Raw genomic sequence first — 12,027 nt, 5'->3', positions numbered from 1 at the left:
GCGGCTGCCCGTTCCTCGGGCTCAGGCCGACGTGGAAATTGCCTGGACGGCGATCGTCAGCATGTGATCGCCGCCCCAACGACGCTACTTGCTTGCGCAGGTGCCCGACTTTGCCAGGCCGAGTTTGGCGATGTCGGCCTTGCCTTGCTCCTCGGGAATCTGCTCCAGGTCGGCGCCGCCCACGAAAGCGCCCATCTTGATGAACTGCCGCACGAAGTAGTTCTTGCCGGCGTCCATGAACAGTTCCATGAAATTAGGCGAGAACTCCGATTCCGTTTCGATCTTGTTCTTCTTTCCGCCATCCACCTGCGTGTAGAAAAACACGTCGGGTGCACTCTCGCCCAGGCAGTTGCCGTTGACCCGGATGTCCTTCTTCAAGGCCTTTCCGACCGGATGTCGAGCGCGGCGACGCCGGTGACCTTGGGCGGCCTGTGGCCGCCGTGCTTACTGGATAGCAGATGCGTGAAGATCGCGCGGCAGCCGCAGCGTGGTCGAGCGTGCGCCTTCGGGGCAAGGGCCATCGGAATAGATGGCATCGCCTTCAGGCATGACGCACTTGTGCACCTCGGTGACGGCGGGTGCGGCCTTGACGGTCTCCGCCGGAGCCACGAGGTTCGCATTCGCCGGCAATGCGCGATGGAAAACCGGCATGGCCCGCACCGAAGAGCTGGTGACCGAATCCGACAACGCAAGGCGGCCCGCCGACTCCGTGGCCTCGACGTAGGCCGGCATGATCGCCGGCGGCGGGCTCGGTGCGCGCGCCGCGCTCTCGTGCACCAGGTCTTTCAGGGCTACATAGAAAAGCGACATCGCCACAAGCGCCACGGCAAGGCATGGCGCCCAATACCGTTGGGAACCGGCGTCGGACAGCGCCGCCCGCGAATTCAGCGCCGCGGCCATGCGAGGCCTCCGCTTTGCAGTGCGCCCGCGAGCTTGGCGATGCCGCCGGTGCCGCTCGCAGCCCGCCCGATCAACGCGCCGCCGGCGGCGCCTGCCGCGATGCGCATGAGGAACGAGCGGCTGCGACCGGCCGCGAGCAGCAGCAGCACGCCGGCGCCGAGCACGATGAGGTGCTCGCCGGGATAGTCGGCGCGTGCGGCGTCCACCTGTTTGATCCTGTCGATGGTTTGTTCGATGCCCATGGCTGAAGCTCCTGATTGCTGTGCAGCCATTCTTGGCGGCCGGTGCCGGACAGCGCTGTAGGCCTGCGCCATGCGCGGCCTCGGAATTCGTGCCGAAAACGCCGCGGATAAGACCGCATCCGAGGGCGGTATCCCGATAATGCGATCCCCCTTTCGAGACCACGAAAAAATGAGTGCCGCCGATTTCCTGTTCGCCCCCGAGGTGCAAAAGCTCTTGATGGTTGCCTACGCGGCGCCCGACCAGCAGTTTTCTGCCAGCGATCTGGCCCAGCGTTCGAAGCTCGACGCCGACACCGTCGCGCGCACCCTGGAGCACCTTGCCGGCAGCGGCATCCTGAAGCGGCACAAGGCGAAGGGAGACGAGGCCGAAACCGTCTCGATCGACCGCACCTTCCTCTTTCACGACGAACTGCGCAGCGTGGCGCTGAAGTCCTTCGCCGCCGCCGAGCCGGTGCGCACCATGCTGCGCGGCAAGTTCAAGGATTCGGTGGTGCGCGCCTTCATCCTCGCCGAGGACAAGGACGGCACCCTCGAGCTGCTCGTCGTGCACGGCCAGTCGATGCCCGACGAAGCCGCCATGACGGCCGCGTGCCAGAAGCTCTCGAAGAACATCCACCGGCACCTGAAGGTGCACGTCATCTCGAACGCGCGGTTCAACGGCCTCACGCCGCGCGATGCGCTCAAGCCGAAGGTCTCGGCGCTGGAGATCATCAAGCTCGGGGATACGAAGGCGCAGTTGCCTGCCGAGAGGGTCGGGCTCCTGCAAAGCGCGAAGAAGAAGCTGGCGACGCTGTCGCGCCCGTCCAGGTAGCGGGGCCCCGGCAGGCCGCCGCCGGGCTACTTGCCCTTGTCTCTCGCAGCCGCAAGGCTGCGGGCCTCGGCGATCAGCGGCTTCACCGTCTCGAAGGTCTTGCCGCTCGGGTTGATCACGCTGACCCAATACATCTTCGCGTACACCGGATGCGGCATGAGCGTGTCGAGCGCGGCGAAGTCGACGCCCGCCGGCTCATCGCCGAACAGCGCCCGGAAGGTCTCCTTGCCCACGCCCACGTTGAGGCGGAACACGCCGGGGCGGTCGAGCTTCGAGGCGCTGTCGGACGCGTTGTCCTTCGTCACAACGGTTGCGAAGGGGAACCTGTTGTCCGCGCCGTGAAAGAAGAAGGTGTTGTCGTCGGCGACCTGGAAATGTCCGCCGCCGAGCGTGTCGATGATGTGCTGGGTGATGTCGTCTTCGGTCATGAGAGGAGGCTTCGTGGGCTCAGGGCTTCCAGCGGCGCAGGCCGAGTTCGTCGGCGAGCGCCTGGTAAGTCTTGAGGCGGGCCTGCACGTAGTCGTCGAGCGCGGCGCCGGTGAGCGCGAAAGGATAAAGGCTGTGGCGCGCGCGCAGCGCCGCATAGCCGGGCGCGGCAGTGGCCTCGGCGAAGGCGGCGGTCCAGGTGCGCACGGCTGCGTCGGGCACGTTGGCGCTCAGGTACAGGCCACGGACGGTGGGCCAGGCGATGTCCACGCCTTGCTCGCGCGCGGTCGGCACGCCGGTGAGCGCGCCGCCGAGGCGCGCCTCCGACAGCACCGCCAGGAGGCGCACCGCCGCGCCGCCCGCCATGGCCTGCAGCGCCTCGGCCGCGTCGCCGGGGAACACGTCGACGTGCTTGCCCTGCAGCGCGCCCAGCGCATCGCCGCCGCCCTCGAAGGAGACAAAGCGCATGGCCTTGTGGTCGCGGCCCGCGGCGCGCACCAGCAGCGCGGCCTTCACCCAGTCCTGGCTGCCGACCGTGCCGCCTGCGCCGAACGCCAGGCGCGAGGGGTCTTGCCGGAGCGCCGCGACCAGGTCCTGCAGGCGCTTGTAGGGCGAGTCGCGGTGCACGGCGATCACGCCGTAGTCGGTGCCGAGCGTGGCGATCCAGCGCACCGCGGAAGGGGGATGCGGCCCGAAGCGGCCCTGCGCCAGGTTGAGCAGCGAGCCGCTGGAAAACGCGACCAGCGTGCCGGGCCCGCCGAGCTGGCCGGTGGCGATGCGGTCAAAGGCGACGGCGCCGATGCCGCCCGGCAGGTAGCGCTGGCCCAGCGGCGGGCGCGAAGGGCGCACCGCCTGCAGCGCGTCGCGCGCAAGGGTGCAGGTGAGCTCGAAGCCGCCGCCGGCCTTGGCGGGAATCACGCAATCGGCCGCGGCCAATGAAGGGTCGACGGACTGCGCCGCGGCGATGCCGGGCACGAGCAGCGCGGAAAGCGTGCAGAGCGCATGGCGGCGGGTGGAAGAGGGCATCTGCATGGGGTGTGCGCCGCTAGCTGGCCGCCGGCCGGGGCCACCAGATGATCGCATGCAGCCCCGTGCCGGCCTCGCGCGCCTCGAGCCGCAGTTCGCCCCGGTGCCGCTGCGCGATCGACCGCGCAATGGCCAGCCCGAGCCCGAAGCCGTCCTTGCCCGCGCGTGCGCCGCGGCGAAAGCGCTGGCCCAGCGCGAAGCGCTCGTCTTCGCCCAGGCCCGGGCCGTCGTCCTCGACGTTGAGGCTCCAGCCCGCGGCATCGCCCGCGGCGAAGAGGGTGATCGTGCCTTCGGCCGGCGTGTAGGTGATCGCGTTCGTCACGAGGTTGCTCAAGGCCTCGCGCAGCAGCCCCCGGTCCGCGACCGCGAAGAACGCGGGCGTGGGCGCGTGGATGCCCAGGTCGATGCGCTTGGCGCGCGCCAGCGGGAGCAGGTCCACCGCCACTTCGCGCAGCAGCGCCGCAAGGTCGAACTCGGCAGGCTCGACCGCCACCGTGTCGCTGCGGCCGAGCGCGAGCAACTGCTGTGCGCTGCGCGTGGCGCGGCCGATTTCGGTGCCCAGCGCATCGAGCGCGGCGCGCACCTGCGCCGGGTCTTCCTGGCGCCGGGCGTAGTCGGCCTGCATCTGCAGCGTGGTGAGGTGCGTGCGCAGCTGGTGCGAGGCGTCGTCCAGAAACTGGCGCTGCTGCGTCACGAGGTCCTGAGTGCGCGACATCTGCTGGTTGACCGCATTCACCAGCGGGCGCACCTCGGCGGGCAGGTCGGTCTCGGCGATGCGCGTGAGGTCCTCGGGCGTGCGCGCCTCCACCTCGCGCGCGAGCCGCGACAGCGGGCGCAGCGCCGCGGCGAGCGCGATGGCGGTGCCGCACAGCAGCAGCGCCAGCACCAGCCCGTCGCGCAGCGCCGCGCTGCGCACGAAGCGCGCGCTGAACTCCTGCCGCGAGCGCGTGCTCTCGCCGACCTGGATCAGCACGCTGCGCCCCGTGCTGCCGGCGGGCGCCCGGTCCAGGTCGCGCCGGTAGGCCGCGAGCCGCACGGCCTCGCCGAAGTAGGTGGCGTCGTAGAAGCCCGGCACGCCCATCTTCATTTCGGCGGGCGGCGCGGGCAGGTCGGCGCTGCCGAGCTCCACCAATCCGTCGGAGGTCGCCACGCGAAAGAACACCTGGCCGCTCGCCGTGAGCTCGAAGAACTCGAACATCGTGTACGGCAACTCGACCGAAAGGCCGCCCGAAGCGGTGGAGATGTTGGCGTCGATGGATTTCAGGGCGCCCAGCAGCGACCGGTCGTAGGCCGCGTTGGCGGCCGCGAGCGCGTCGTGCCGCGTCATCCACAGTTCGAGGCCGGTCACCACCAAGAGGGCGGGGAACAGCAGCAGCGCGAGCCGCTGCCAGAGGCTCGCGCGGCGCAGGCGACCGCTCAGGCTGCTCACTCAGGTTCCCATCGCGCTGCGCGACCGTGGCGCATGAAACCGCCATGGCCAAGGCCAGGAACACCGCAGAACGGGCTTGGCCCGGCCGCAGGTGTTGCCCCCTGCAAGGGGGTTGGCGAAGCGACACGAAGTGCGCGAGGACTGGGGGTGAGCTTCATTTTTTCAGTCTGCTTCCAGCACATAGCCGAGGCCGCGCAGCGTGACGATGCGCACGCCGGTGCCGTCGAGGCGCTTGCGCAGGCGATAGACGAACACCTCGACCGCCTCCGGATGCACCTCTTCGTCGTCGGAGAACACCCGCTCCAGGATCTGCTGCTTGGACAACGGCTCGCCGCTGCGTTGCACCAGCACGCGCAACACCGCGTGCTCCCGCGGCGACAACGCCAGCGCCTCGCCGTCGAGCACGAACTGCCGGCGCGCGCCGTCGTACACCAGCGGCCCGCAGGCCAGGCGCGGATGCTCCACGCCTCGCGCACGCCGCACCAGCGCATGCAGCCGCGCTTCGAGTTCAGCGAGTGCAAAGGGCTTGGCAAGGAAGTCGTCGGCACCCGCATTGAGCGAGGCCACGCGCTCGTTCAGCGAATCGCGCGCCGTGAGGATCAGCGCCGGCAGCCGCTGGTCGCGCTCGCGCAGCCGCTGCAGCACCGTGTGGCCGTCCATGCCGGGCAGGCCCAGGTCGAGCACCAGCGCATCGTGGTCGCGCTGCTGCAGCGCGCGGTCCGCGAGCCGGCCGTCGTCGACCCATTCGACCTGGATGCCCGCATGCTCCAGCGCCTTGCAGAGCCAGGTGCCCAGGGTGTGTTCGTCTTCAGCCAGCAGGATGCGCATGGCGCGATGCTAGTGGGACCCCGTCTTTTCGCGAAACACCGCGGAACCGGCGTTGCCGGGCCGCTGGTGGTGCCCCCTGAAAGGACATTGGCGAAGCGACACGAAGTGCGCGAAGACTGGGGGGGCCAATCAATCCGGCTTGATGTTTGCCCGGGCGATCACCTTTTGCCAGCGGGCCTGCTCGGCCGCGATGAACTGCGCGAACTGCTCGGGCGTGCCGCCGACGGCCTCGGCGGCATCGGCCGTGAGGCGCTGCATCGAATCGGGCGATTTCACCGCCTTCATCGTCTCGGCCGAGAGCTTGGCCAGGTTCGCGGGTTCGATGTTGGCGGGCGCGAGCATGCCGTACCACTGCGTCATCTCGAAGCCCGGGAAGCCTTGCTCGGCGACGGTCGGCACGTCGGGCAATTGCGCCAGGCGCTTGGCCGAGCCGGTGGCGATGCAGCGCACCTTGCCGGCCTTGATGAACGGAATGATCGCCGCCGCGCCGATGGCCGAGGCATCGAGCCGACCCGAGAGCAGGTCGGTCACCATCGGGCCGGTGCCGCGGTAGGGCACGTGCAGCATGAACACGTCGGCGGTCATCTTCAGGTATTCGAACGCGAGGTGGCCCGCGCTGCCGTTGCCCGCGGAGCCGTAGCTCAGCTTGCCGGGCTTCGACTTGGCGTAGGCGATGAATTCCTTCAGGTTCCTGGCCGGCACGTCGGGGTGCACGACGTAGAGGCTGGGCACCTTGGCCAGCAGGCTCACGGGCTTGAAGTCCTTGTTCGGGTCGTAGGGCAGCTTGGCGAAGATGTACGGGTTCACCGCCAGCGTGCCGATGTGGCCGAGGATCAGCGTGTGCTGGTCGGTGCTGCGCGCCACTTCGCTCATCGCGATGTTGCCGGCCGCGCCGGGCTTGTTGTCGACGAAGACGCTCTGGCCGAGCGTGCGCGAGAGCTCGGCGGCGGTGGAGCGCGCGACGATTTCCGAGCTCCCGCCCGGTGCGAAGGGCACCACCAAGCGCACCGATTTGCTCGGCCATGCGGCTTCGGCCGAAGCCAGCGAGGGCAGCAGCCCGCCGAGAGCGAGGGCGCTGCCGCCTTGCAGCCATTGGCGGCGCGTGGGCAGGTCGTTCAGGAAGTGGTCGGGCATGGTGCTTGTCTCCGTCGCTTTTGTAGGAAAGCCCGCATCGTGCCCGGTCGATGCTGTCGGAATGCTGTCAGCCGCCCGTGGTCCAGAAATCCTGGCCGAATTCGCGGGCGAGCCGCGCGATGAGCGCCTCGGTGCGCACGAGCACGCCCGCTGCCTGCGCCCTCACGGGTTCGTGGGCAAAGCGCAGGTTGTGATGTGTCTCCCCCGAGTCCGGGTCGCTTTCGTGCATGTAGAGCGTGCCCTCGTGCAGGTGCAGCTCGAACACCCAGCCCTGCTCGTAATAGGAGAACACTTCGCTGGCTTGCCGGGTGTCGAGCGACTCGATGAAGAGCCGGCCCTCGATGAAATGGTCGTGCCAGGGAAAGCTCAGCACCAGGCCCTCCGGCGCATGGATGACCGGCCGGTTCCAGAAATAGGCGCCGCGCCGCGGGTCCCTGCCGTGGCGGGCCGCTTTGTCGAGCACGTCGCGGTAGTGCCTGCACAGCTCGTCTTCGTTGCCTGCGGCGTCGGCGGACAGGACGAAGTGCCCCTCCACGAGCGGAATGGCGGGCTGCACCAGCGGTTCACGCATGGCTTCCCATTGCGCCGGCGAGAAGTCGTTCTCGGGGCCGTAGTAGAAGTTCGGCGAGATCGCGAAGCCGATGTCGACCTGCACGCCGGCCACCGGCTCGGATTGCAGGGCCCAGTCGGGGAGTGCGGGTAAGGGTGTGGTCATTTCAGATCAGGTTGCGCATCGCCTGCGCGGTCTCGCGCAGCACCGGCAGCACGCGCGCCACCGCGTCTTCGGAGCTCTCGTGGCCCATCGGCATCGTGATGTTCAGTGCGCCCACCAGCGTGCCATGCCGGTCGCGCAGCGGCACCGCGATGCCGCGCGAGTTCAGGTCCAGCTGCTGCTCCGACAGCGCCCAGCCCTGCGCGCGGATGCGTGCCAGCTCGAGCTTCATGCGCTCCATGCTCGCGATGGTGTGGGAGGTGAAGACGGTCAGCTCGCGTGTGGCCAGCCACGCGTCCAGCTCGGCGTCGCTGCGCAGCGCGAGCATCAGCATGCCCGAGGCCGTGACCTGCGCCGGCACGCGCGCGCCCAGCACGTAGCCGGTGCTCATGCTGCGGTTGGGGCCGTTGCGGGCGATGTAGACGACTTCGTCGCCGTCCATCACGCTCAGGTAGGCGATCTCGTTGGTGCCGGCCGCCACGCGCTGGAGAAAGGGCTGCACCACGCGCGGCAGGCGGGCCGATTCCAGGTACGAGCGGCCCAGGCGCAGCACGCGCGGCGTGAGCCAGAAGAGCTTGCCGTCGCTCGCCACGTAGCCCATGTGCTGCAGCGTGAGCAGGTAGCGGCGCGCGGCGGTGCGCGTCATGTTCGTGCGCTGGCCGGCATGGCTGGCTGTGAGGCGCGGATTGGCATCGTCGAAGGCCTCGATGATGCTCACGCCGCGCTCCAGGCCCGCGATCCAGTCGCGCTTGTCCAGGCCGGCGGGTGGGGGGTGATCGTCCGTGCTGTCCTTGCTCATGGTCGGGAGTGTGCCTCCGGCCATCTGCAGGCTAGCTGCGTTCTTGGCCGGTGAAAACCCTTAATTTGATCGATTATCGAATTTGAATGATCGATCATCGCGCGTTTTGTTAACTCCGGCGCTGCAAAGGTCAACTGATGGGTCTATAAAGCTCGGCATCCGCCCTCCCGAAGAGCGATTGACGAACGGAACCCAGCACATGAGCCATTCCATCAGCGGCAGCACCCAGGCTTACCTGATCCCGGGCGATCCGGTGCGCAATGTGCGGCTGCCCCGCATGTTCAACGCGACCTTCGAGCGTTTCGGCATCGACGCGGTGCTGCTGCCGATGCAGGTGCCGGTGCGCGACTTCGCGGTGTTCTTCAAGTCGGCCTTTCTCGCGCGCAACGTGCGCGGCATGGTGATCGCGCCGCCGCACAAACCGCTGGTGGTCGACCTGCTGGACGGCTGCGGCCTCTTCGGCCGCGTGGCGGGCTCGGTCAACGTGGTGCGCCGCACCGAGGGCGACCAGCTCGAGGGCGACCTCTTCGACGGCGAAGGCCTCATCGGCGCGCTCGACCACTGCAACATTCCTTTCCGCGGCAAGCGGGTGCTGATCCTGGGCGCGGGCGTGAGCGCCGCGGCCATCGGCGTGGCGCTGGCCGAGGGCGGCACGGTGAACGGGGCGGAGCACATCGCCTTCCACGACACGGCCGCGGGCAAGGCGGCGGGCGTGGCGGCCAAGCTCGATGCCTTCTTCGACGCGACCGTGGTCGCCGTCGAGAGCAACGCCCCCGAGGGCTACGACCTCGTGATCAACGCCACGCCGCTCGGCCTGGTGGAGGGCGATGCGCTCCCGCTGGATGTGTCGCGCATGGAAGGCCATGCGGCGCTCTTCGACATCCTCCTGCGCAACCAGCCCACGCCGCTGGTGCGCGCGGCGCGGGCGCGCGGGCTCAACGCACAGGCCGGCTTCGAGATGCTGATCCAGCAGATGCCGCACTACCTGCGCTACTTCGGCCACCTCGATGCGGCCGAGGCGCTGCAGGCCGATGCGAACTTCCTGCGCGAAATCGTCTATCCGCCGGCGATGCACGCGGAAATCGCCAACCCCTTGCGCTACCACTCGCCCAGCGTCGCCTGAGCCCTCACTTTTTCAACGAAACGGTTTTCATGATTTCCGGCAAGACAACGCTCATCGCGCACCTGGGCTACCCCACCGAGGCCTTCAAGGCGCCGATGATCTACAACCCCTGGTTCGACAAGCACGGCATCGACGCGGTGGTGGTGCCGATGGGCGTGAAGCCCGAGGACTACGCGGCCACGCTGCCGCAGGTGTTCAGGTTCTCGAACCTGCGCGGCGCGCTGGTCACCATGCCGCACAAGGTCACGACGATGGCGCTGGTGGACGAGGTGACCCCCACCGCGCGCGTTGCGGGCGCCTGCAACGCGATCCTCAAGCGCCCCGACGGCACGCTGCTCGGCGACCAGTTCGACGGCGCGGGGTTCGTGCGCGGCGTGGAGCGCAAGGGCAGGCTTTTCAAGGGCACGCGGGTGCTGGTGTCGGGCACGGGCGGCGTGGGCTCGGCCATTGCGGCATCGATCGCGGCCGCGGGCGCCGCGGAGCTGATGCTGTTCGACATGAGCGATGCATCCGCACAGGCCCTGGCCGCGCGGTTGCGCGAGCACTACCCGCAGATGAAAGTCACGACCGGCTCGAAGGACCCGGCCGGCTGCGACGTGGTGGTCAACGCCACGCCGCTGGGCATGAAGGACAGCGACCCGCTGCCCTTCGACGTGGACCGCATCGATGCGAGCACCTTCGTCGGCGAAGTCGTGATGAAGACCGAATACACGCCGCTGCTCGAGGCCGCGCGAGCCAAGGGCTGCGCGGTGCAGGTGGGCACCGACATGCTGTTCGAGATGATTCCCGCGTACCTCGAATTCTTCGGCTTCGGCACCGCGTCCCCCGAGGAACTGCGTGCCGTGGCCCAGCTGAAATATTGATGAAAACCAAGGTCGCCGCATGAGCATTTTCGAAGGCTTTCTTTCCACGTCCGAAACGCTGGGCGCCTTCAGCGACCGCGCGTTCGTCGACGCGATGCTTCGCTTCGAGGCCGCGCTCGCACGCGCGCAGGCCGCCGAGGGGCTGATTCCCGAGAGCGCCGCGCACTCGATCGCCGGCAGCTGCAAGGTCGAGCTGTTCGACGTCGCCAAGATCGTGCGCGAGAGCGGCCGCGCGGGCAGCGTCGCCATTCCGCTGGTCAAGGCATTGCGCGAGGCCGTGGGCCTCTTCAATGCCGAGGCCGCGCCCTTCGTGCACTTCGGCAGCACCAGCCAGGACGTGATCGACAGCGCGATGGCGCTGGTCACGCGCGAGGCGGTCACGCTCATCGAGGCGGACCTGTCCAAGGCGGTCAGCGCGCTGCTGCGCCTGGCCGTGCAGCACGCCGAGACGCCGATGCTCGCGCGCACGCTGATGCAGCCGGCCTCGGTCACCAGCTTCGGCTTCAAGTGCGCGGGCTGGGCCGCGCCGCTGGTGCGCAGCCGCATCCGCCTGCACAACGCCGCGAAGCACGCGCTTCAGCTGCAACTGGGCGGCGCCGTCGGCACGCTCGCGCAGATGAACGGGCTGGGCGCCGCGGTGCGGCAGCGCATGGCCAAGGAACTGGGCCTGGGCGACCCCGGCGCGACGTGGCACACGCAGCGGGACGAATGGGTCGCGCTCGGCTGCGAGCTTGGCCTGATCGCGGGGAGCCTGGGCAAGGTGGCGGTCGACATCTCGCTGCTCGGCCAGTACGAGGTCGCCGAAGTCACCGAGCCCAGCGAACCCGGCCGCGGCGGCTCGTCGGCGATGCCGCACAAGCGCAACCCGGTGGCCTCGATGGTCGCCATTGCCGCCGCCCACCGGGCGCCGCAGCGCGTGGCCGCGCTGCTCGGCGCGATGCCGCAGCAGCACGAGCGCGCGCTCGGCGCGTGGCAGGCCGAGCTGGCCGAATGGCCTCAGCTCCTGATGTCGGCGCACGGCAGCGTGCGCGCGATGGCGGGCGCATTGCCGGGCCTGCAGGTCGATGCCGCGCGCATGCGAGCCAACATCGAGCGCCTGCGCTCCGAACTGCCGCGCGATGCGGCCGACGAATGGTTCGCCCCGGGCCTCGCCATCAACGCCGGCCGGATCGCGCTGGCCGAAGTGAAGGCGCTGCAGGCCAGACTCTCAGACAAGGAACTCTTTCAATGACCGCCCCCGAAACCCCCACCGGCAGCACCGGCAGCACCGGCAGCACCGGCAGCACCGGCAGCACCGGCAGCACCGGCAGCGACTATGAAGACGGCTTGCTCAACCGCCGCCGCGTCCTCGGCGATGCCTGGGTCGACAACTCGCTCGCCAATCGCAACGGCTTCAACGCCGAGTTCCAGGAGCTGATCACGCGCCACGCGTGGAACGACATCTGGGGCCGTCCCGCGCTGGGCGACAAGACGCGCCGCTACATGGTGCTGTCGATGATGCTGGGCATCCATGCCTACGAGGAATTCGCGATGCACGTGCGCGCCGCGCTCGACGGCCCGCCCGAGTCGCGCCTCTCGCCCGAGGACATCAAGGAAGTGATCATGATGGCCGCCATCTACTGCGGCGTGCCGGTGGCCAACCATGCGTTCGGCATCGCGACCAACATCCTGCGCGAGAAGGGGCTCCTGCCCGCAGCACCTGCAGCCGCCGCCCCGGCCGCGCGGTGAGCGCGC

Annotated in this window: 14 protein-coding genes and 1 pseudogene; 5 read left to right on the top strand and 10 right to left on the bottom strand. The window is 69.1% G+C overall.

Annotated elements, in window-relative coordinates:
* Nucleotides 1-84: 84 nt before the first annotated feature.
* The 3 genes and pseudogenes from RT97_RS30540 to RT97_RS30530 all read right to left on the bottom strand — a co-directional run.
* Nucleotides 85-384 (bottom strand): annotated as a pseudogene (locus tag RT97_RS30540) (DUF2846 domain-containing protein); the annotation flags it as partial.
* A 60-nt stretch (nucleotides 385-444) separates the two neighbouring features.
* Nucleotides 445-900: a hypothetical protein gene (locus tag RT97_RS30535; protein ID WP_042582612.1), complete on the bottom strand. Its 456-nt coding sequence runs from the start codon at nucleotides 898-900 to the stop codon at nucleotides 445-447.
* Nucleotides 885-1,142 (bottom strand): hypothetical protein, encoded by a 258-nt coding sequence (locus tag RT97_RS30530; RefSeq protein WP_042582611.1) that lies wholly within the window; start codon nucleotides 1,140-1,142, stop codon nucleotides 885-887. The genes RT97_RS30535 and RT97_RS30530 overlap by 16 nt, the downstream gene beginning before the upstream one ends.
* Before the next feature lie 169 nt (nucleotides 1,143-1,311).
* Between RT97_RS30530 and RT97_RS30525 the strand changes: the two genes are divergently transcribed.
* Complete coding sequence (locus tag RT97_RS30525; protein ID WP_042582610.1) at nucleotides 1,312-1,953, top strand: hypothetical protein; 642 nt, start codon at nucleotides 1,312-1,314, stop codon at nucleotides 1,951-1,953.
* Between the two features lie 26 nt (nucleotides 1,954-1,979).
* Here RT97_RS30525 and RT97_RS30520 read toward each other — a convergent pair whose 3' ends face one another.
* The 7 genes from RT97_RS30520 to RT97_RS30490 all read right to left on the bottom strand — a co-directional run bounded on the left by RT97_RS30520 (nucleotide 1,980) and on the right by RT97_RS30490 (nucleotide 8,307).
* On the bottom strand, nucleotides 1,980-2,381 hold the full coding sequence (locus RT97_RS30520) for a DUF6194 family protein (RefSeq protein ID WP_042582609.1): 402 nt from the start codon (nucleotides 2,379-2,381) through the stop codon (nucleotides 1,980-1,982).
* A gap of 19 nt (nucleotides 2,382-2,400) precedes the next feature.
* The gene (locus RT97_RS30515; RefSeq protein ID WP_042582608.1) at nucleotides 2,401-3,411 is read right to left on the bottom strand and encodes a Bug family tripartite tricarboxylate transporter substrate binding protein; all 1,011 of its coding nucleotides are present in this window, start codon (nucleotides 3,409-3,411) and stop codon (nucleotides 2,401-2,403) included.
* A 13-nt stretch (nucleotides 3,412-3,424) separates the two neighbouring features.
* Nucleotides 3,425-4,825 (bottom strand): sensor histidine kinase, encoded by a 1,401-nt coding sequence (locus RT97_RS30510; RefSeq protein ID WP_042582666.1) that lies wholly within the window; start codon nucleotides 4,823-4,825, stop codon nucleotides 3,425-3,427.
* A gap of 171 nt (nucleotides 4,826-4,996) precedes the next feature.
* Nucleotides 4,997-5,662 (bottom strand): response regulator, encoded by a 666-nt coding sequence (locus RT97_RS30505; protein WP_042582607.1) that lies wholly within the window; start codon nucleotides 5,660-5,662, stop codon nucleotides 4,997-4,999.
* A 129-nt stretch (nucleotides 5,663-5,791) separates the two neighbouring features.
* Nucleotides 5,792-6,796: a Bug family tripartite tricarboxylate transporter substrate binding protein gene (locus tag RT97_RS30500; RefSeq protein ID WP_042582606.1), complete on the bottom strand. Its 1,005-nt coding sequence runs from the start codon at nucleotides 6,794-6,796 to the stop codon at nucleotides 5,792-5,794.
* Between the two features lie 67 nt (nucleotides 6,797-6,863).
* Entirely contained in the window at nucleotides 6,864-7,511 is a 648-nt protein-coding gene (locus RT97_RS30495) for a hypothetical protein (protein ID WP_042582605.1), read from the bottom strand.
* 1 nt (nucleotide 7,512) lies between these two features.
* Nucleotides 7,513-8,307, bottom strand: coding sequence for an IclR family transcriptional regulator domain-containing protein (locus RT97_RS30490; RefSeq protein ID WP_042582665.1), 795 nt, complete (start codon nucleotides 8,305-8,307; stop codon nucleotides 7,513-7,515).
* A 199-nt stretch (nucleotides 8,308-8,506) separates the two neighbouring features.
* Here RT97_RS30490 and RT97_RS30485 point away from each other — a divergent pair, with 199 nt between their 5' ends.
* Genes RT97_RS30485 through RT97_RS30470 form a run of 4 tightly spaced genes read left to right on the top strand, consistent with a single transcriptional unit; the run spans nucleotide 8,507 to nucleotide 12,021 of the window.
* Nucleotides 8,507-9,430 carry a shikimate dehydrogenase family protein gene (locus tag RT97_RS30485; protein ID WP_042582604.1) on the top strand — a complete coding sequence of 308 codons (924 nt, stop codon included), beginning with the start codon at nucleotides 8,507-8,509 and terminating at the stop codon, nucleotides 9,428-9,430.
* A 29-nt stretch (nucleotides 9,431-9,459) separates the two neighbouring features.
* Nucleotides 9,460-10,293, top strand: a complete 834-nt coding sequence (locus tag RT97_RS30480) for a shikimate dehydrogenase family protein (RefSeq protein ID WP_042582603.1) — start codon at nucleotides 9,460-9,462, stop codon at nucleotides 10,291-10,293.
* 19 nt (nucleotides 10,294-10,312) lie between these two features.
* A complete protein-coding gene (gene pcaB / locus RT97_RS30475) occupies nucleotides 10,313-11,524 on the top strand; it encodes a 3-carboxy-cis,cis-muconate cycloisomerase (protein ID WP_042582602.1) in 1,212 nt (403 codons plus the stop codon).
* Nucleotides 11,521-12,021: a carboxymuconolactone decarboxylase family protein gene (locus RT97_RS30470; RefSeq protein ID WP_253278351.1), complete on the top strand. Its 501-nt coding sequence runs from the start codon at nucleotides 11,521-11,523 to the stop codon at nucleotides 12,019-12,021. The genes pcaB and RT97_RS30470 overlap by 4 nt, the downstream gene beginning before the upstream one ends.
* Nucleotides 12,022-12,027 lie beyond the last annotated feature (6 nt).

Source organism: Variovorax paradoxus, from assembly GCF_000834655.1.
GTDB classification, from domain to species: Bacteria; Pseudomonadota; Gammaproteobacteria; order Burkholderiales; family Burkholderiaceae_C; genus Variovorax; species Variovorax paradoxus_F.
Note: the sequence above shows the minus strand (reverse complement) of the source record. Positions and strands in the feature narration are given on the sequence as shown.

Bases quoted from the DNA above. Each gene is read 5' to 3' on its own strand.
- RT97_RS30535 (WP_042582612.1), bottom strand. From the start codon at position 900: ATGGCCGCGGCGCTGAATTCGCGGGCGGCGCTGTCCGACGCCGGTTCC.
- RT97_RS30530 (WP_042582611.1), bottom strand. From the start codon at position 1,142: ATGGGCATCGAACAAACCATCGACAGGATCAAACAGGTGGACGCCGCA.
- RT97_RS30525 (WP_042582610.1), top strand. From the start codon at position 1,312: ATGAGTGCCGCCGATTTCCTGTTCGCCCCCGAGGTGCAAAAGCTCTTG.
- RT97_RS30520 (WP_042582609.1), bottom strand. From the start codon at position 2,381: ATGACCGAAGACGACATCACCCAGCACATCATCGACACGCTCGGCGGC.
- RT97_RS30515 (WP_042582608.1), bottom strand. From the start codon at position 3,411: ATGCAGATGCCCTCTTCCACCCGCCGCCATGCGCTCTGCACGCTTTCC.
- RT97_RS30505 (WP_042582607.1), bottom strand. From the start codon at position 5,662: ATGCGCATCCTGCTGGCTGAAGACGAACACACCCTGGGCACCTGGCTC.
- RT97_RS30500 (WP_042582606.1), bottom strand. From the start codon at position 6,796: ATGCCCGACCACTTCCTGAACGACCTGCCCACGCGCCGCCAATGGCTG.
- RT97_RS30495 (WP_042582605.1), bottom strand. From the start codon at position 7,511: ATGACCACACCCTTACCCGCACTCCCCGACTGGGCCCTGCAATCCGAG.
- RT97_RS30490 (WP_042582665.1), bottom strand. From the start codon at position 8,307: ATGAGCAAGGACAGCACGGACGATCACCCCCCACCCGCCGGCCTGGAC.
- RT97_RS30485 (WP_042582604.1), top strand. From the start codon at position 8,507: ATGAGCCATTCCATCAGCGGCAGCACCCAGGCTTACCTGATCCCGGGC.
- RT97_RS30480 (WP_042582603.1), top strand. From the start codon at position 9,460: ATGATTTCCGGCAAGACAACGCTCATCGCGCACCTGGGCTACCCCACC.
- pcaB (WP_042582602.1), top strand. From the start codon at position 10,313: ATGAGCATTTTCGAAGGCTTTCTTTCCACGTCCGAAACGCTGGGCGCC.
- RT97_RS30470 (WP_253278351.1), top strand. From the start codon at position 11,521: ATGACCGCCCCCGAAACCCCCACCGGCAGCACCGGCAGCACCGGCAGC.